The sequence below is a fragment of the Streptomyces sparsogenes subsp. cuspidosporus genome (assembly GCF_039532705.1).
In the GTDB taxonomy this organism is placed as follows: Bacteria; Actinomycetota; Actinomycetes; order Streptomycetales; family Streptomycetaceae; genus Streptomyces; species Streptomyces sparsogenes.
This window is the reverse complement of the sequence record NZ_BAAASD010000003.1, coordinates 106,266-123,601: the sequence shown is the minus strand read 5'-3', so window position 1 is coordinate 123,601 and position 17,336 is coordinate 106,266. Positions and strand designations below refer to the sequence as shown.

General features: G+C 72.1%; 19 protein-coding genes. 9 read left to right on the top strand and 10 right to left on the bottom strand.

Features of this window, described 5'->3' with window-relative positions:
* The first annotated feature begins 20 nt into the window (after positions 1 to 20).
* The 5 genes from ABFY07_RS04920 to ABFY07_RS04900 all read left to right on the top strand — a co-directional run bounded on the left by ABFY07_RS04920 (position 21) and on the right by ABFY07_RS04900 (position 4,618).
* Positions 21 to 992, top strand: a complete 972-nt coding sequence (locus ABFY07_RS04920; protein WP_346173244.1) for a beta-ketoacyl-ACP synthase III — start codon at positions 21 to 23, stop codon at positions 990 to 992.
* Positions 993 to 1,251: 259 nt separating this feature from the next.
* Positions 1,252 to 1,770, top strand: a complete 519-nt coding sequence (locus ABFY07_RS04915; protein ID WP_346173243.1) for a toxin-antitoxin system HicB family antitoxin — start codon at positions 1,252 to 1,254, stop codon at positions 1,768 to 1,770.
* 94 nt (positions 1,771 to 1,864) lie between these two features.
* Complete coding sequence (locus ABFY07_RS04910; RefSeq protein ID WP_346173242.1) at positions 1,865 to 2,707, top strand: DUF4097 family beta strand repeat-containing protein; 843 nt, start codon at positions 1,865 to 1,867, stop codon at positions 2,705 to 2,707.
* Positions 2,708 to 2,816: 109 nt separating this feature from the next.
* The gene (locus ABFY07_RS04905; protein WP_346173241.1) at positions 2,817 to 3,830 is read left to right on the top strand and encodes an ATP-binding cassette domain-containing protein; all 1,014 of its coding nucleotides are present in this window, start codon (positions 2,817 to 2,819) and stop codon (positions 3,828 to 3,830) included.
* Complete coding sequence (locus ABFY07_RS04900; RefSeq protein ID WP_346173240.1) at positions 3,827 to 4,618, top strand: ABC transporter permease; 792 nt, start codon at positions 3,827 to 3,829, stop codon at positions 4,616 to 4,618. Before ABFY07_RS04905 ends, ABFY07_RS04900 begins: the two co-directional genes overlap by 4 nt.
* 78 nt (positions 4,619 to 4,696) lie before the next feature.
* On the opposite strand, the gene ABFY07_RS04895 is transcribed toward ABFY07_RS04900, so the two are convergent.
* Positions 4,697 to 5,065: a DUF6234 family protein gene (locus ABFY07_RS04895; RefSeq protein ID WP_346173239.1), complete on the bottom strand. Its 369-nt coding sequence runs from the start codon at positions 5,063 to 5,065 to the stop codon at positions 4,697 to 4,699.
* On the bottom strand, positions 5,062 to 5,520 hold the full coding sequence (locus ABFY07_RS04890; protein WP_346173238.1) for a MerR family transcriptional regulator: 459 nt from the start codon (positions 5,518 to 5,520) through the stop codon (positions 5,062 to 5,064). Before ABFY07_RS04890 ends, ABFY07_RS04895 begins: the two co-directional genes overlap by 4 nt.
* A gap of 24 nt (positions 5,521 to 5,544) precedes the next feature.
* On the opposite strand from ABFY07_RS04890, the gene ABFY07_RS04885 reads away from it, so the two are divergent.
* From ABFY07_RS04885 to ABFY07_RS04875, 3 genes are all read left to right on the top strand, one after another.
* Positions 5,545 to 7,017 carry an MFS transporter gene (locus ABFY07_RS04885; protein ID WP_346173237.1) on the top strand — a complete coding sequence of 491 codons (1,473 nt, stop codon included), beginning with the start codon at positions 5,545 to 5,547 and terminating at the stop codon, positions 7,015 to 7,017.
* A 10-nt stretch (positions 7,018 to 7,027) separates the two neighbouring features.
* Positions 7,028 to 7,720, top strand: a complete 693-nt coding sequence (locus ABFY07_RS04880) for a hypothetical protein (RefSeq protein WP_346173236.1) — start codon at positions 7,028 to 7,030, stop codon at positions 7,718 to 7,720.
* 169 nt (positions 7,721 to 7,889) lie between these two features.
* Complete coding sequence (locus ABFY07_RS04875; protein WP_346173235.1) at positions 7,890 to 8,375, top strand: carboxymuconolactone decarboxylase family protein; 486 nt, start codon at positions 7,890 to 7,892, stop codon at positions 8,373 to 8,375.
* A 20-nt stretch (positions 8,376 to 8,395) separates the two neighbouring features.
* On the opposite strand, the gene ABFY07_RS04870 is transcribed toward ABFY07_RS04875, so the two are convergent.
* The 6 genes from ABFY07_RS04870 to ABFY07_RS04845 form a co-directional block, all read right to left on the bottom strand.
* Positions 8,396 to 8,806: a VOC family protein gene (locus ABFY07_RS04870; protein ID WP_346173234.1), complete on the bottom strand. Its 411-nt coding sequence runs from the start codon at positions 8,804 to 8,806 to the stop codon at positions 8,396 to 8,398.
* Positions 8,807 to 8,811: 5 nt separating this feature from the next.
* Positions 8,812 to 9,261: a helix-turn-helix transcriptional regulator gene (locus ABFY07_RS04865; protein ID WP_346173233.1), complete on the bottom strand. Its 450-nt coding sequence runs from the start codon at positions 9,259 to 9,261 to the stop codon at positions 8,812 to 8,814.
* Positions 9,262 to 9,313: 52 nt separating this feature from the next.
* Complete coding sequence (locus ABFY07_RS04860; RefSeq protein ID WP_346173232.1) at positions 9,314 to 10,189, bottom strand: hypothetical protein; 876 nt, start codon at positions 10,187 to 10,189, stop codon at positions 9,314 to 9,316.
* Positions 10,190 to 10,453: 264 nt separating this feature from the next.
* Positions 10,454 to 11,887 carry a serine/threonine-protein kinase gene (locus tag ABFY07_RS04855; protein ID WP_346173231.1) on the bottom strand — a complete coding sequence of 478 codons (1,434 nt, stop codon included), beginning with the start codon at positions 11,885 to 11,887 and terminating at the stop codon, positions 10,454 to 10,456.
* A gap of 73 nt (positions 11,888 to 11,960) precedes the next feature.
* The gene (locus ABFY07_RS04850) at positions 11,961 to 12,089 is read right to left on the bottom strand and encodes a DUF397 domain-containing protein (protein ID WP_346173230.1); all 129 of its coding nucleotides are present in this window, start codon (positions 12,087 to 12,089) and stop codon (positions 11,961 to 11,963) included.
* Positions 12,052 to 12,966 carry a helix-turn-helix domain-containing protein gene (locus ABFY07_RS04845; protein WP_346173229.1) on the bottom strand — a complete coding sequence of 305 codons (915 nt, stop codon included), beginning with the start codon at positions 12,964 to 12,966 and terminating at the stop codon, positions 12,052 to 12,054. The genes ABFY07_RS04850 and ABFY07_RS04845 overlap by 38 nt, the downstream gene beginning before the upstream one ends.
* A 167-nt stretch (positions 12,967 to 13,133) precedes the next feature.
* Between ABFY07_RS04845 and ABFY07_RS04840 the strand changes: the two genes are divergently transcribed.
* Entirely contained in the window at positions 13,134 to 13,592 is a 459-nt protein-coding gene (locus ABFY07_RS04840; RefSeq protein ID WP_346173228.1) for an ATP-binding protein, read from the top strand.
* Positions 13,593 to 13,753: 161 nt separating this feature from the next.
* Here ABFY07_RS04840 and ABFY07_RS04835 read toward each other — a convergent pair whose 3' ends face one another.
* Entirely contained in the window at positions 13,754 to 14,023 is a 270-nt protein-coding gene (locus tag ABFY07_RS04835) for a type II toxin-antitoxin system Phd/YefM family antitoxin (protein ID WP_346173227.1), read from the bottom strand.
* 65 nt (positions 14,024 to 14,088) lie between these two features.
* Positions 14,089 to 17,262, bottom strand: coding sequence for an AfsR/SARP family transcriptional regulator (locus ABFY07_RS04830; protein ID WP_346173226.1), 3,174 nt, complete (start codon positions 17,260 to 17,262; stop codon positions 14,089 to 14,091).
* Positions 17,263 to 17,336 lie beyond the last annotated feature (74 nt).

Sequence of the window (17,336 nt, the reverse complement as noted above, 5' to 3'; positions counted from 1 at the left end):
CAGCCGTGAGGAGAACAGCCGTGTCGGGAAGCCGCATCGCCGCCCTGGGGCACTACCAGCCCTCGCGCGTGCTGACCAACGACGAGCTGTCGACGATGGTCGACACCAGTGATGAATGGATCCGCCGCCGCACCGGCATCGCCACCCGCCGTATCGCCGCCCCCGGCGAGTCCGTCACCGACATGGCGGCCGCCGCCGCGGGCAAGGCGCTGGCCTCGGCCGGACTGCGGCCTTCCGACATCGGCCTGATCGCCGTGGCCACGTGTACCGCGATCGACCGCTGCCCCTCGACCGCCGCCCAGGTCGCGGCCCGCCTCGGCATCCCGTCCGCGGTGGCCTACGACCTGAACAACGGCTGCGCGGGCTTCACCACCGCCCTCGCCGGCGCCGACCACGCCGTACGCGCGGGCGCCGCCCGCCATGCCCTGGTCATCGGCGCCGAGAAGATGTCCGACGTGACGGACTGGACCGACCGCGGTACGTGCGTCCTGCTCGGCGACGGCGCCGGAGCCGCCGTGATCAGCGCCGTCGAGGACGGCGGCGAAGCCGAGGGCGCGGGGCCCGCCGGGATCGGCCCCGTCGTCTGGGGCTCCGACCCCACTCGTGCCGACGCCGTACGCCTGGTCGGCGAGTGGCACCCGCGCTTCGCCCAGGAGGGCCAGAGCGTCTTCCGCTGGGCCACCGGCGAACTCCCCGCCATCGCCAGGGAAGCCTGCCGCCGCGCCGGCCTGACCCCCGCCGACCTCGCGGCGGTTGTCACCCACCAGGCCAACCTCCGCATCATCGAGGCCGTCCTGCGCCAACTCGACCTCCGTGACGACGTGGTGATCGCCCAGGACGTGGTCGAGTCCGGCAACACCTCCGCCGCGTCCGTCCCGCTCGCCCTGTCCAAGCTGGCGGAGCGCGGCGCCATCCCCTCGGGCGCCCCGATGCTGCTGCTCGCCTTCGGTGGCGGCCTGTCGTGGGCGGGCCAGGTCGTCGCCTGCCCGTGAGCGGGTGAGCGGGTGAGCGGCAGACCCCGAAATGGCGCCGGGTGGCGCCGGGTGGCATCGCGTGGCGCCGCGTGGTGCCACCCGGTGCCGCCCGGCGCCATTTCGCCCTCCTGTAGATGCGCCGGCCCGCCTGATGCCACGACGACACAGCTCGCCTTCTCTGCATTTCCCCAGCTCAGGGCCATCAACGCAGAGACCGCCCGCAGCGCGACGCCATCCGGGCTTGCGCATGGCGCCACGATGATGCCATGATGGCGTCATGGACCTCACGCCGTATGTCGACACCCTCCGCCGCGAACTCGCGGTGGCCGCCGAGGCCGGCGGGGAAGAAGCCCGAGAGCTGGCCGAGCGGCTCACCGCTCCCCTGGAGTCGGCGACCCGACTGACCATGCTCAATGTGCTCTCCGCCGCGATGGACGAGATCACCCGTGAACTCGCCCCCGGCTCGGTCGACCTGCGGCTGCGCGGGCTCGACCCCGACTTCGTGGTGACGCCGCCGCCCGCCGACAGCGGCGCCGTCGAAGCGGTCGCCGCGCCCGTCGAACCGCCCATGACGCAGGCGCCCGCCGAGGGTGACGAGGGCGGCACCGCCCGGGTCAACCTGCGGCTGCCGGCCCACCTCAAGGCGCGCGCCGAGGAGGCCGCGAGCCGCGAGGGCCTGTCGGTCAACGCCTGGCTGGTCCGCGCCGTGTCGGCCGCGGTCGAGGGCGGCGCACGCCCCCGTACGACGGACAAGGCCCGCTCCGTCGGACAGAGCTTCACGGGCTGGGTGCGCTAGCCGCGCCCGCGCCCGCGCCCGAAAGTACGGCACTTCGCCCACACCACGTCCCATCAGCGGGGACGGCCCAAGGACTCATGAGGACGGTACAGCCATGCCTTCTTTCGACACTCCGGAACCGATTTCGGTCATCGCCCATGTGGGCGCCGGTTCCCTCCGGTTCACCGCGAGCGACCGCCCCGACACCCTCGTGGAGGTGCGGCCGGGCAGCCCGAAGCGGGACAAGGACGTGCGGGCCGCCGAGCAGACCGAGGTCACGTACGCGAACGGCGTCCTGACCGTCAGGACGAAGGAGCGCCGTTTCGTCGGGCCCAGCGGTGCCGTCGATGTGACGGTCGACCTGCCCGCCGGCTCGCACGCCGACGTGACCGGATCCTGGACCCAGGTGCTCGGCGAAGGCCGGCTCGGTGAGGTCCGGGTGAAGACCTCGGGCGGCGATGTCCGCCTCGACACGACCGGGCCGCTCCGGATGACCGTCTCCCACAGTTCGATCCGGGTCGACCGGGTCGAGGGCCTGGCCGAGATCACCACCAGCACCGGCACTCTGCGCGTCGGGGCCATCCACGGCTCCGCCGTACTGAAGAACTCGCACGGCGCCACGACCGTCGGCACCGTGACCGGTGACCTGCGGGTGAGCGGCGCCCACGGCGACATCGACATCGAACGCGCCGAGGGCTCGGTCACGGCCACCACCGCCCACGGCGGTCTTCGGGTCGGGGAAGTCGCGCGCGGGGAGGTCCAGTTGGAGACTTCCTTCGGCGCCATCGAGATCGGCGTCCGCGAGGGCACCGCCGCCTGGCTCGACGCCGGCTCCGAGCGCGGGCAGGTGCACAACACCCTCGCCGACTCCGCGCCCCCGGCGGAGACCGAGGACACCGTCAAGATCCGCGCCCGGACCCGCTGGGGCAACATCGACGTCCGCCGCGCCCGGGTCTGAGCACCGGTCCCGCGCGCTCGCCCACTCCCCCCTCCGGTCACTTCTCCCGCCCCGCCACTTCTCCCGCCCCGTCACTTTCACCTCCGAAGCCTTCGAATGGGAGGGCTCCATGCCTTCTTCTGTCATGCCCACGTCCAGTCGCGCGGATGGTCCGCAGTCGCCCGCCGCCATCTCGACCGTCGGTCTGCGCAAGTCCTACGGCGACAAGACCGTCCTCGACGGCATCGACCTGCACATCCCGGCCGGGTCCGTGTTCGCGCTCCTCGGCCCGAACGGCGCCGGCAAGACCACCATCGTGAAGATCCTCTCCACCCTGATCTCCGCCGACGGCGGCCAGGCCCAGGTCGCGGGCCACGACCTGGCCACCGACCCCCAGGCCGTACGGGCCGCGATCGGGGTCACCGGACAGTTCTCCGCCGTCGACGGGCTGATCACCGGCGAGGAGAACATGCTCCTGATGGCCGACCTCCACCACCTGCCCAAGCGCGAGGGGCGGCGGGTCGCCGCCGAGCTGCTGGAGCGCTTCGACCTCACCGAGGCCGCGAAGAAACCGGCCTCCACCTACTCCGGCGGCATGAAACGCCGCCTGGACATCGCCATGACCCTGGTCGGCAACCCGCGCATCATCTTCCTCGACGAACCCACGACGGGCCTCGACCCACGCTCCCGCCACAACATGTGGCAGATCATCCGCGAGCTGGTCACCGGCGGCGTGACCGTCTTCCTCACCACCCAATACCTCGAAGAAGCCGACCAACTCGCCGACCGGATCGCCGTCCTGCACCACGGCAAGATCGCCGCCGAGGGCACCGCCGAAGAGCTGAAGCGGCTCGTCCCCGGCGGACACATCCGCCTCCGCTTCACCGACCCGGTCGCCTACCGGACCGCCGCCACCACCCTCGGCGAAGCCACCCGCGACGACGACGCCCTCACCCTCCAGATCCCCAGCGACGGCAGCCAGCGCGAACTGCGCTCCATCCTCGACTGGCTCGACACCGCCGGCATCGAAGCCGACGAGCTGACCGTCCACACCCCCGACCTCGACGACGTCTTCTTCGCCCTCACCGGCACCACCGGCACCACCGACACCCACACCACGCAGCCCAAGGAGACCGTCCGATGAGCTCGCTGACCCTCGCCGCCCGCGACGCCTCCACCATGCTGCGCCGCAACCTCCTCCACGCCCGCCGCTACCCCTCCCTGACCCTCAACCTCCTCCTCACCCCGATCATGCTGCTCCTGCTGTTCGTCTACATCTTCGGCGACACCATGAGCGCCGGCATCGACGGCGGCGCGGCGGACCGCTCCGACTACATCAAGTACCTCGTCCCCGGCCTGCTGCTGATGACCATCGGCAGCACCACCATCGGCACCGCCGTCTCCGTGTCCACCGACATGACCGAGGGCATCATCGCCCGCTTCCGCACCATGGCCATCCACCGTGGCTCCGTGCTCATCGGCCACGTCATCGGCAGCGTCCTGCAATCCATCATCAGCGTCACCCTCGTCGGCGCCGTCGGCGTGGCCATCGGCTTCCGCTCCACCGACGCCACCGTCGTGGAATGGCTCGCCGCCTTCGGACTGCTCGCCCTCTTCGCCCTCGCGCTGACCTGGATCGCGGTCGGCATGGGCCTGGTCAGCCCGAACGCCGAGGCCGCCAGCAACAACGCCATGCCGCTGATCTTCCTCCCGCTGATCTCCAGCACCTTCGTCCCGGTAGACGCCATGCCCGGCTGGTTCCAGCCCATCGCCGAATACCAGCCCTTCACCCCCGCCATCGAAACCCTCCGCGGCCTCCTCCTGGGCACCGAGATCGGCCACAACGGATGGCTCGCCATCGCCTGGTGCGTCGGTCTCGCGGTCCTCGGCTACTTCTGGTCCACCTCCACCTTCAAGCGCGACCCCAAGTAACCCCCACAACCGGCCCATCCCACCCCCAGGGCGGCGTACCCCGACACCCCGTCGGCGTACGCCGCCCTGACGTGGGCCCTACCGTACGTCCGCGCAGCCCGGGTCGGCCGGGGCGTCGTAGCACTCCCGCCGCCGGTGCTCCTCGTGCGCGCTGTCGCCCATCGCGTCCGTCACCGCCATGGCGATGAGGGTGACGACCACGACCAGCGCCTGGCCATAGGCCACCGCCCCCGAGCCCCGTACCCCGGCGATGATCCCCGCCACGGCGGCGATACCGGCCACCACGCCCATCTTCACGATGTACGGGCCGACGGGCCCGGGGATGGACTGCGGATCCCAGGAGAAGTACTCCTCGGCCCAGGCCCCGGCGAACAGCACCGCGACCACGACCAGTTGGACCACGGCCAGCGCGCAGGAGGCGCAGCCTCTGCCGGGTTGTTCCGTCACCGGTCCACCGTGTCCGCACGGTGGGGCGCCCACAACTGGTCCGCGTCGCCGGCCGCGAGCCGGCCTCGGTAGATATCGATCTTGCGCTCGATGAGTCTCAGGTTCTCCTGGAGTTCGGCGATCCCGGCGAGCACTTCGTCGCGATGCGACTCCAGCAGGTCCAACCGCTGGTCCTCGTTTCCCCGCCCGGCCGCGACCAGCTCGGCGTAGCGGCGGATGCCCTTGATGGGCATGCCGGTCGCCCGCAGATGGGTGCAGATCTTGATCCATTCCAGGTCGAGCCGGTGGTAGCGGCGCCGGCCGCCGTGGGTGCGGTCCACGGGGGTGACGACCAGTCCGACGCGTTCGTAATAGCGCAGCGTATGCACGCTCACCCCGGTGCGACGGGCGGCCTCACCGATGCTCAGCCCGGTCTCGGGAACGGCCTCCGGCGGCTGTCGTTTGACTTCGACCACGCTCGAAATCCTAGCGTCCCGGACATGCCCCAACCCATGCCCGAACTCAGCCATAGCCGCCGACTTCTGGTGCTCGCGATCTGCTGCGCCAGCGCGATCGTCGTGGTGATGGACATCTCCATCGTCAACGTCGCCCTGCCGTCCATCCGCCGCGATCTGCACGCCTCGGTGTCCGGCCTGCAGTGGACGGTCGACGCGTACACCCTGGTGCTGGCCACCTTCCTGGTGCTGGCCGGGTCGGCCGCCGACCGGCTCGGCCGCCGGCGCGTCTTCCAGATCGGCCTCGCCGCCTTCGGAGTCGGCTCGCTGCTGTGCGGCCTGGCGCCGAGCCTCCCGTGGCTGATCGCGGCGCGGGCGCTCCAGGCCGTCGGCGGCACGATGCTCAACCCGGTGGCGATGGCGATCGTCGCCACCACCTTCCCCCACCCCGCCGAGCGGGCCAGGGCCATCGGCGTGTTCGCCTCGAGCACCGGCCTGGCGCTGGCGTTGGGCCCGATCCTCGGCGGTGCCTTGGTCGACGGCTTCGGCTGGCACTCCATCTTCTGGATCAACGTGCCGATCGTGGCCGCCGCGCTGGTGTGCACGGCGCTGTTCGTGCCCGAGTCCCGCGCTGCCCGGGCGCGCCGGGTCGACCCGGTGGGCCAGACCCTGATGATCCTCGTCCTGGGCGGCGTTGTCTTCTCGATCACCGAGTCCAGGCGGTTGGGCTGGACCTCGCCGGTCATCCTCGCCCTGCTCGCCGTGGCCGCGCTCGCCGTACTGGGGATCCTCGCCTACGAACCACGCCGCGTCGACCCGCTGCTGGAACTGCGCCTGTTCCGCAGCCTGCCGTTCGCCTCGGCGATCCTCATGGCGCTCTTCGCGCTGTGCGGATTCGGCGCCTTCCTGTTCGTGACCACCCAGTATCTACAGGAGGTGCGCGGCATGTCGGCGCTGGCGGCCGGGCTGTGCCTGCTTCCGGTCGGGGCACTGGTCGTGGTGCTCTCCCCGTTCACCGGCCGACTGGTCGGCGCGCGCGGCCCCAGGCTTCCCCTGGTCGTCGCCGGGGGCGCGCTGGCGCTGGGCGGTGGCGCCTCGCTCTGGCTCGGACCGGCCACCCCGCTGCCGTTCGTGCTCGCCGTCTACCTGCTGTTCGGTGTCTTCCTGGGCACCGTCAACCCGCCGATCACCAACACGGCGGTCTCCGGTATGCCCCGTTCGATGACCGGGGTGGCCACCTCGCTGGCCTCAGCGGGCCGGCAGACCGGCACCACCCTGGGTGTCGCGGTGTCCGGAACGATCGTGGGATCGGCACTGCCCCGCGGTGGGACGGCGTTCGTGGCCGCGGAGCGCGGCGTGTGGTGGCTGGTGCTCGGACTCGGCCTCGGCATCGTGGCCTTGGGCCTGCTCAGTACGGGGCGGTGGGCCCAGCGCACCGCCACGGGAGCGGCGGCTGTGTTCGAGGAGGTGGAGCGCGGCGGGAGTCCTCGAACGGTCCCTGTGGGCGGCCGCTTCTAGAGTGATCCGCATGCCGATACCCGTTCACGCCCTCGCCCACCGACCGCTGCCCCCCGAGGCCGTCGCGGAGCTGATCGCCCTCCCGACAACACCGCGGCCCCCCGACGGCGTGGACACCTTCGACGCCGTCGAGGCGGAGATGCGGCGGCGCGGATGGAGCTGGCAGCACGAGTTGGTGACCGACTCGTACCGCACCGGACACGGACACCTGCTGTGCACCGAGGGCGAGAGCCCGTTCGGCGACCCGGACGCCCGCCACTTCCTGGTGTTCGGCGAGCTGTACCCCGTCGGTCCGGACGAAGACGAAGGCGAAGACAGCATGGCCAACGGACGGTGGCTGTACGACTTCATGGACAGCTGGCAGCAGCTCCCCGGCTGGACCGGCCGCCGCCCGTCCACCGACCAGGACTGCGAGGCCGTGCTCGCGCAGGCGGCACAGGCGGTGACCGAGCACCTCGGCAGGGCCCCCGAGCGGACCATCCTCTCCGCCGAGTCCCTGGCCATGGGCCCCGCGCTGACCCACCGCGTGTGGCGCACCGACACCCACGCCCTGGTCCTCGGCCCGGCCCCCGACAACCTCCCGTACGGCTACCTCACCCACCTCCAGCTCTCCTACACCCCGCTGAGCTGCGGCCCCGAGCTGCCGTCGGCGGACGACGAAGAGGGCTTGACCGAATGGATCAGCGACCACGTCGACTGGTGACCCGGAGCCGTCGGGGGACACCGATGCCCACCGCTTTGTGACACCCCCGCCCCGTGGTACTTGGCACATCGCCGAGGCGTCACAAACGACCGGGTCGCCGGCATCTCTTGTGTGTCGGAACACCGCGCGGACGGCCGCGCGGTACGCCACAACAAGTGAGGACCAAGCGATGGAACCCCGTTTCAACCTGATGGCCAACGAGCTGGGCGCCAAGATCGGCAAGCGGTTCGCCAACGTGAGCCTGGCCATCCAGCAGTCGTCGCTGCCCCAGACCATCCAGGACCTGGTGATGCTGCGCGCCAGTCAGATCAACGGCTGCGGCTTCTGCGTCGACTTCCACAGCAAGGACGCGGCGGCCGCCGGGGAGACCGCGGTGCGGCTCAACCTGGTCGCCGCCTGGCGCGAGTCCACCGTGTTCACCGAGGCCGAGCGGGCCGCCCTCGCCTTCGCCGAGGAGGGCACCCGGCTCGCCGACGCCCACCTCGGCGTGTCCGACCAGACCTGGGCCCAGGTCCGCGAGCACTACGACGACGACCAGATCGCCGCGCTCGTCTACCTGGTCGCCATGATCAACGCCGCCAACCGGCTCGGCGTGATCGTGCGCAACCCCGGCGGTTCGTACCAGCCCGGCATGTTCGCCGACCTGGCGAACTGACCGATCTCACCCCGGGTGCCTCAGCGCACCTCCTTGATGCGGATCTGGTTGCCGGCGGGGTCGCGGAAGGAGCAGTCGCGCACCCCGTACGGCTGCTCGGTCGGCTCCTGGATCACCTCGGCGTCGGTGGCCTGGATCTTGTCGAAGGTGCCGTCGAGGTCCTTGGTGGCCAGGAGGATCCAGCCGTAGGTGCCCTTGGCCATCATCTCGGTGATGGTGCGGCGCTCGTCCTCGGTGACCCCGGGGTCGGCGGCCGGCGGGGCCAGCAGGATGGAGGTGTCGGGCTGGCCGGCGGGGCCGACCGTGATCCAGCGCATCGTGCCCTGGCCGACGTCGCTGCGGACCTCGAAGCCGAGGATGTCGCGGTAGAAGGCCAGGGATGCCTCGGGGTCGGTGTGCGGGAGAACCGTGGTGTCAATGGTGATGTCCATGGCTCTCACGCTATCTCCGGCCCCGAAGGGCGTGCTTCTCGATTCCTGACCGGTCGGGTCACCTGCTTCGCCACACACGGCGGCATCCCCGCCGTCGCCCGCGCCGCCTCGCGCCGGTAGACGCTCGGCGGCACACCGACCAGCTCGGTGAAGCGCGTGCTGAAGGTGCCCAGCGACTGGCAGCCGACCGCGAAGCAGACCTCGGTGACGCTGAGGTCACCCCGCCGCAGCAATGCCATCGCGCGCTCGATCCGCCGCGTCATCAGGTAGCCGTACGGCGACTCTCCGTACGCGAGCTTGAACTGGCGGCTCAGGTGCCCCGCCGACATGTTCGCCCCACGGGCCAGCGCCTCGACGTCCAGCGGCTGCGCGTACTCCCGGTCGATCCGGTCCCGCACGCGCCGCAGCCGCGCCAGGTCGCTCAGGTGCTGCTCCGGGGTGGTTCTGCTGCTCACCCGCGCGATCGTGCCACGCCGCGTCCCTGTTGCCTAGTGCCGTAGACCCGCCCTATGCGGCGACGGCCCCGGTCTCCTCCTTGAGCCTGCAGTCGCGGCAGAGGGCGGGCTCGGCGGCGCGGAAGGGGCGCTCGCAGCCGTCACAGGTCTGCCAGGGGAGCACGGGCGGCGGCGTGCGGGGCGCGGGGGCGGGGGCGACGGCGGGTGGAGGTTCGCTCAGGCGGAAGGCCAGGAGGCGGGACGGGCGGCCCAGGAAGCGGTCCGGCAGCCCGGTGGTGAGGAGGCTGGTGAGCTGCCTGGGGCCCACGCCGACCGCGAGCCACCGCGCGACGGCCGGGGCCAGCTCGGCCACCTCCCGCCGGGACAGGATCAGCCGTGGGTCGGCGATGCGCAGGGAGGCGAGGAGGGCGACGGCCTGCTCGTCGGCGGCGGTCATCTCGGTCATCTCGGTGAGGTCGGTGGCCTCGGTGGGTGGGGGCGGGGGAGCGGGGGCCGGTTTCGGTGCTGGTGGGGCGGGCTTCCGGGGGCGCGGTGGCGGGGTGATCAGGTTTCGCTTCGGCAGGCCTCGCTGCGCTACGTCCTTCGGTACGTCACGGAAGTACGTACGCGTACGGACCAGCCCGCCGGGCCCGCGCTCGCGCCGCCGCTCCAGATAACCGGCGGCTTCCAGCTCCCTGAGGGCCCGCGAGATCAGGATCTCGCCCTCCGTGAAGTGCTCGCACAGCGCGGCGATGCTCACCGGCGCTCCATCGGGCAGCGAGAGGATGTAGGCCGCGACACCGATCGTGACCGCGCTACCGCGCCGTTGCGCGAGGGCGTTGGAGATCACGGTGAAGTCGGCGGTGAGACGGGTACGGATGTGGATCACGCCGGAGGTCGGTAGTCCGGCGTCGACGCGCGCGTGCGCGTTAGACTGCGGCTCAGCCATCGGGAAGGGGCTTCTTCCTGATCGGTCAGGCCCTCGTTCGGGATTGCCGTCCCGGCCGGGGGCCGTCGTCTGTTTGGGGTTGTTGCGGCGAACGTAACCGCCCGCCTCCCGCACCCGCAAGCCGGTCACTCGTACGGGTGATGTGGGGGAGGGAGGGTGGGGGGGAGGTTCTTTTCCTCAGGTTCTTCAAGGGAGTTCGTGGCCCACCGAACCCCCGTGTGCGGGGAACCGGCGGGGCAGGGGGCGCGCACGGCGGTGATGGCGTCAGGGCGCGGGCGGGCGCCTGGGGGTCGGAAACCGGAAGAGGCTGTAGGTCAGCACCGCGCACCCGAAGGCGAAGATCCACGCACCCGGACCGAGGGAGTCGAGGTCCCCCTCGTCGTCGTACGTGAGGATGACGAAAACCGCGAACAGGGCGGTGCTGAGTGCGGTGGTGAGCATGTGCAGACGCCGGATCCAGCGCGGGACGGGAGCGGCGGGGGCACGCCGCAGCACAGTCAGTGCTGCGGCAGAGGTGCCTGCACTCAGCACAGCGACCACGGCGAACGGCCAGGAGCCCTCGTCCAGGTACTTGGCAACGTTCTCCCCGTGGGAGGCGGGCAGGACCATGGCGAATGCCAGCGCCACCAAGGCGGTCCACAAGGGGAGGACGGCGCGGTGGTGTGCCGGGGGTGGTGCGGGCGCGGCCGGAGGGACCGGCGCGTGGGCGGGCGGCACGTCAGCGGCGGGAGCCGCGGCAGGCTGTGCGGGGGCGGGGTCGGGTGGCGCGGCCACGGGCTGCGGCGGAGCGGGCGGGGTGGGCGCCGTGACGGTGGCGGGCAGCGCACGGGCGACCGGGCCGGGCAGCCAGGCTGCGGCCCGGGGGACGACCTCGGTGGGCGTGTAGCCGTCGGCGGGCGGCACCAGGGCCAGCTCCTCGACGAGTTCGGCCACCGCCGGACGCCGGGCGTGGTCCTTGGCCAGGCAGCGGGCGATGATCTCCAGGCCCGGCGCTGGCAGTTCGGCGAGGTCCGGTTCCTCGTACACGATGCGGAAGTTGAGCGCCTGCGCCGAACCGGCGCCGAAAGGGCCGACACCGGTGGCCGCGTACGCCAGGACCGCGCCCAGGGCGAACACGTCGGTGGCCGGGGTGACGGGCTTGCCGGTGAGCTGTTCGGGAGCCATGAAGCCGGGGGTGCCCACGACCATTCCGGTGCTGGTGAGCGCGGTGGCCTCGGCCGCCACGGAGATCCCGAAGTCGACGACTCTGGGCCCGTCAGGGGCGATCAGTACGTTGGAGGGCTTGAGGTCCCGGTGGACCAGACCGGCCGCGTGGATGGCCTCCAACGCCTCGGCCAGCCCCGCGCCCAGCGCCCGCACCGATTCCGCCGGCCAGGGGCCGTGCGCCGCGACGGCCTTGTCCAGGGGCAGGCCGGGCACGTAGGCGGTGGCCAACCAGGGGGGTGAGCCGTCGGGATCGGCGTCGACCACGGCGGCCGTGAAGAAGCCGTTGACCTTCCGTGCCGCCGCCACCTCCCGGGCGAACCGGCGGCGGAAGCCGGGGTCCTCGGCCAGGTCCGGCCGCACCACCTTGACTGCCACCAGTCGTCCGCCGGGCGAATGCCCCAGGTAGACCCGCCCCATCCCGCCCGCGCCCAGCAGCCCAGTGATCCGGTACCGCCCGACCTGCCGTGGATCGGTCGGCTGAAGTTCACTCATCAGACCCCCCGTTGTACATCCGAGTCGAAGTGACCCGCCGGACCCCCGTGTACGGGGATCCGGCGGGGCGGGATCAGAGGCGGGGGCCGGTCTTCAGGCTGGTTATGAAGGCCATCCAGGAACCCGCCGGGAAGGTGAGGGTGGGGCCGTCGTGGTTCTTGCTGTCACGGACGGGGACCACGCCGGGGAATCCGCCGGCCACCTCCACGCAGTTTCCACCCGCCTGATTGCTGTAGCTGCTTTTGCGCCAGGCGGCGCCGTTCAGATCGGGATGGGACATTCGCTCCACGGTAGTTGTCCTCCATCACGGATCGGATCATGTCGAGCGACATGATTGGGGGCAGGGCCACTGCCCGCAGCCGATCGTAGGTCACCGTGAGGCGCTTGACTTCGCTTGGCTCTTCGAAGAGTTGGCCAAAGTACGCGCCCTCCTTATAGGCGACGTCATCACCATCCGGCAGGGTCAGCACGGTCAGGGAACCACCCATCTCCTCGTGCTCACCCTGGTCGAACGGCAGCACCTGCAAGGTGATATGGCGCTCCTCTGCCGCCTCCAACAGCCGGGCCAGTTGGGCCCGCATGACTGCCGTGCCACCGACCGGGCGCCTCAACACCGCTTCGTCCAGGACCACCCGCAGCTCCGGGCGGTCGTGGGACGCGAGCCGCTTCTGGCGACCGAGGCGTGCGACTACGCGCTCCTCCAACTGCTCATCGCTACTGAGCAGGATGTCCAGGCTCAGCAAGGCCCGCGCGTAGTCCTCGGTCTGTAGCAAGCCCGGCACTACCTGCGCGGCGTATTCACCGATCGCCACCGCCCGTTCCGCGTACGCCATGAACGCCCGCGACCAGTCCGGGAACGCCTCGCGGTACACGTACGGCCACATGTCGATCAGCAGGTTGTCCGCCCCGAGGATCGTGTCGAGCACCTGCGCCAGCTCGAACGTCGGCTTCGCTCCCAAGGCCCGCTCGATCTGGGTGATCCGGCTGGCCACCACATGCGCTTTCGCGCCCAGCTCGGCCTGGGTCAGCCCGGCGGCCAGCCGGAGTTTGCGTACCCGCGACCCGAAGAGCGCCGCCACGGACGACTGGGGATCAATACCTTTGGCCAAAACATCACTTCCGTTCCTTACGGGGTGAGAGGTAATGCGTTACGGCCTTTTGAGCGTAGGCCCGCCGGGCGACCCTTGTGTGCGGAACGTCACGATGCGCACACGCTGCGAATCGTACGAAAGCTCGACGGACAGAAATGGACACAACCGTGCTGAAGGCGAACACCCTGCCGGACGAAGGCGTGCAGCTCCCCTCGACCCCGCGCGGGGCGCGGCTCGCCCGGAAGCTCGCCGTGCGGCGCATGGGGGAGTGGGGGTATCCGCCCGCCTCGGACACGTCGTCCACCGTGGCCCTGCTGGTGGCGGAGCTGGCCTCCAACGCCGTGCGGCACGGCCGCCTGCCCGGGCGGGATTTCCGGCTGCGGCTCGCCTTCGTCGCGGCGGCGCGTACGGTCCGTATCGAGGTGTCGGACGCCCGCGAGGACCGGCTTCCGGTCAGGCCGCAGGCCCCGTCGGACGACGACGAGACGGGGCGTGGCCTGTTGCTCGTCGAGTTGCTGGCCACGCGCTGGGGGGTGACTCCCCGCGTCCCTGTCGGCAAGACGGTGTGGGCGGAGGTGGCGGCCGACGCCGTCAGCTTCACGCTCGACGCCTGAGTGCGGTGAGTATCGGACAGCGACACACCGACACCACGGCGTGTCGCTGTCCGATACTCACCGCAAACGACTAACGGTCGTGGAGAACTCGCGGCCGGGTGACGGGGACAACGTCACGGCCGCGCAGACTCTCGCGTAGACGCGCGCTGCATCAGTGCTGCTCAACGGACAGAGGGCTCGTCCGGCTCCTGCTCGGCGGTGGCGCCCTGGTCGGCGCGGAATGCGTCCAGTGAGGTGTCGGGAGCGGTGCGGGACATCGTCGCGAATTCGCCACGCGGGACGAACCGCCTGCGCGCCCGCAGTGGGATCAGCTCGGCGATCGGGTGCCCGCCCCGCGTGACGGTGAAGGCTTGCCCGTCCTGGACGGCGTCCATGATCTCCTTTGACCTGGTACGCAGGTCGCGCGGGGTGATGTCAGGCTGTGCGGTCATGCGTCCACGTTAGGCACGTGGTGCCATCAGGTGTTACCGGCCCGCACCGCCCGCACGGAAAGACCTCAGTAGCCGACCTCGCCGACCCGCCCCTCAACGGCCTCGCACTCCTCCAGCCCCGCCAGCGCCTGCGCGCGCTCATCGGGATGCGCGCTGGCCCGGGGCACGGCGAGCGCCAGCCGGAACTGCTCCTGTGCCTCGCGGACGCGGCCCTCCGCCGCGTAGGCGCGGCCCAGGCGGCAGCGGATGTCCATCTCGATCCGGTCGTAGTGGGGCTCGGTGAGGGGGGACAGCAGCCCGTGCTGGGAGAGGGCCTGGTGGTGGAGGGCGATGGCGGCGCTCAGGTTTCCCGCACCCTGTTCCGCCGAGCCCAGGCGGGCCAGGGTAAGGGCGGCGAGGAAGGTGTCCCCGGCCTGCTGAACGAGGTCGGCCGCCCGGCGGAGCAGGGTCGTGGCCTGGCCGTAGTCGCCGAGGCCGACGTGGACATCGGCGGCGAGGGTGAGGACCCTGCTGAGCATGCGGGGCCTGCCGTTCGTCTCGGCGTGCGCATGGGCGCTGTCGAAGCAGGCCAGCGCCTCCGCGTTCTGTCCCTGGAGATGGTGGATCGCACCGAGCACGGAGAGCCCCATCGCGGCGAGCCAGTGGTCGTCGTACCGCCGGGACAGCTCCACGGCCGCCGTGAGATGAGGTACCGCCCGGTCCACCTGGCCCAGGTTCAGCTCGGCGGTCCCCAGCCCGCTCAGCGCGCGGGCCTCCTCGCGCCGGTCCTCGCGGCGGCGGCTGAGGTCGAGGGCCTCGGTGAACCAGGTGCGCGCCTGCGGGTAGCGGCCCTGGTAGATGTCGACCATGCCCATGCAGCTCCGCAGCGCGAGAGGCATCCGCTGGTCGGTGGCGGCGTCGGCGTGCGCGAGCGCGGTCTTGAGGGCCGTTCGGCATTCGTGGTAGCGGCCCCGGCCCAGGAGGTGGTCGGTCAGCGCCTCGGCGATCCAGCAGGCGTAGTCGGCCTCGCCGAGCGCCGCCGCGTGCCCGACGACATCGGCCAGCTCCGCGCCGGCGGCGGCCAGCCACGCCTCGGCGTCCCTCCAGCCGGTGAACGGCGCGGGGGCGGGGTGCTCCGGTTGTTTCACTTCGACGGGCTGCTCCGGCCTGGTGTGCTGCTCCTGCTTGGTGTGCTGCTCCTGCCCGGTGGGCTGCGCCGGCCCGGCGGACTGCTCCGGTCCGCTGGGGAAGCCGGCGGGGCCCCAGTCGCTGGTGATCCGGCCCGCGTCGAGATACAGGCGCAGCGCGGCGGTGCGCGCCACGGCGGCCTCGGCGGGGGCGGCTTCCGCGAGCCGCCGCGCGTGCACCCGCACCAGGTCGTGCAGCCGGTAGCGGCCCGGGCGAGGCTGCTGCACGAGGCTCGTGTCGACCAGGCCCTCCAGGATCCGCTCCGCGTCGCGGGACGGCCGGCCCAGCATGGCCGCCGAGGTCAGCGGGTCGAACTCGACCGTCGGGGCCAGGCCCAGGGTGCGGAAGCCGCGCTGCTGCTCCGAGGTGAGCTGGTCGTACGACAGCTGGAAGGCCGCCTGCACGCTGCGGTCGCCGGCCGTCAGCTCGCCGAGGCGGCGCTCGTCGCCCGCCATCCGGTCCACCAGATACGCCAGCGTCCAGGAGGGGCGGGTCTGCAGCCGCGCCCCGGCGATGCGCAGGGCCAGCGGCAGCCCGTCGCACAGCCGGACCAGCTCACGCGTCGCCTCCGGCTCCCGGTCGGCGCGCTCCTCCCCGACGATGCGCCGCAGCAGGGACACCGCGTGGCCCGGCCCCAGGGGCTCCAGGCTGATCCGCCGATCCGCGTCGAGCCCGGCCAGCCGCCGCCGGCCCGCCGCGATCACCATGCTGCCGGGCCCCGCGGGCAGCAGCGGCCGTATCTGCTGTGTCCCCAGGGCGTCGTCCATGACCAGGAGCAGCCGCAGCGAGCTGGTCGCCGCGCGCCAGGCGGCGGTCAGTTCGTCAAGGTCGCCGGGCACCTCGCTGTCGGCCGCGCCGAGCGAGCGCAGCAGTCGGCGCAGCACGCGCTGCGGGGCGAGCCTGCGGCGTCCGGCGCTGTGCGCGCGCAGATCCACGTACAGGCAGCCGTCCGGGAAGTGGGCGCGTAGCTCATGGGCCGCGCGGACGACGAGGGCGGACTTGCCGACGCCGGCCGGGCCGTCCACGGTCACGACCGACACGGACGCGGGCGGCGGGGGCGTGGTCAGCGCGGCCAGCTCGGGCTCGCGGCCGGTGAGGTGGCCGGTGACGCCCGGCAGGTCGTTGACCGGGCGATGGCGGCGCGCGGGGGCGGGGGCTGCTGGGGCGGGGGTGGCCGACGTGGCGGCGGCCGGGGGCGTTGGGGCGGGGGTGGCCGACGTGGCGGCGGCCGGGGGCGTTGGGGCGGGGGTGGCCGGTGTGGCTGGGGGCGCCGGGGTGGGAAGGGCGGCCGTGTCCTGGGCGGGGCGCGCTGCGGGCTCCCGCCCGAGGAGGTACGCGTCGTCGCGCCGCAGCACCGCTTCGTGTACGCGGCGAAGTTCATCCCCGGGATCGACACCCAGCTCGTCGCGCAGCCGCTCGCGCATGTCCTGGAAGGTGTTGAGCGCCTCCGCCTGCCGTTCGCTGCCGTACAGCGCCCGCATGCGCAACGCCAGCAGCGACTCGTCGTAGGGGTCGGCCGCGGACAGGGCGGCGAGTTCGTCCAGGGCGTCGGCGTACCGGCCGAGCACCACCAGGCAGTCGAGCCGCCCCCGCCGCAGCGAACGCCGCCGCTCCACCAGCCGCTGCCGCTCCACCTGCGCGAACGGCCCCGGCAGCCCGGCCAGCGGCTCGCCCCCGAACAGATCGAGCGCCCGGGAGAGCCGGTCCGCCGCGGTGGCCGCATCGCCGGCCCGCCTCGCGCGCTGTGCCTCCTCGGCCCGCTCGCCCAGCTCGCCCACATCGAGCCGGACGCCGTCGCCGACGAAGCGGTACCCGCCCCGGCCGCCGCGGATCACCGACTCCGCCTGCCCGGTGCCCTCCGCGTCGAGCGCCTTCCGCAGCGCATAGACGTAGCTGGGGAGCACCCGGCGACCGGACTTCGGCGGCTTCGCACCCCACACCCCGTCCAGCAACTGCTCATGGCTCACCAGGAGCCCCGGCCGCAGCACCATCGCGACCAGCACGGCCTGCCGCCGAACGGGCCCCAGATCGACCGGCGTTCCGTCGCGCCAGGCCCGTACGGGTCCGAGCACCGCGATCCGAAGCCGATGCTGCCGTTGTCGCCCCTCCTGTCGCTGCTGCTGCCGTGGCGGCTGCTCCGGAGATC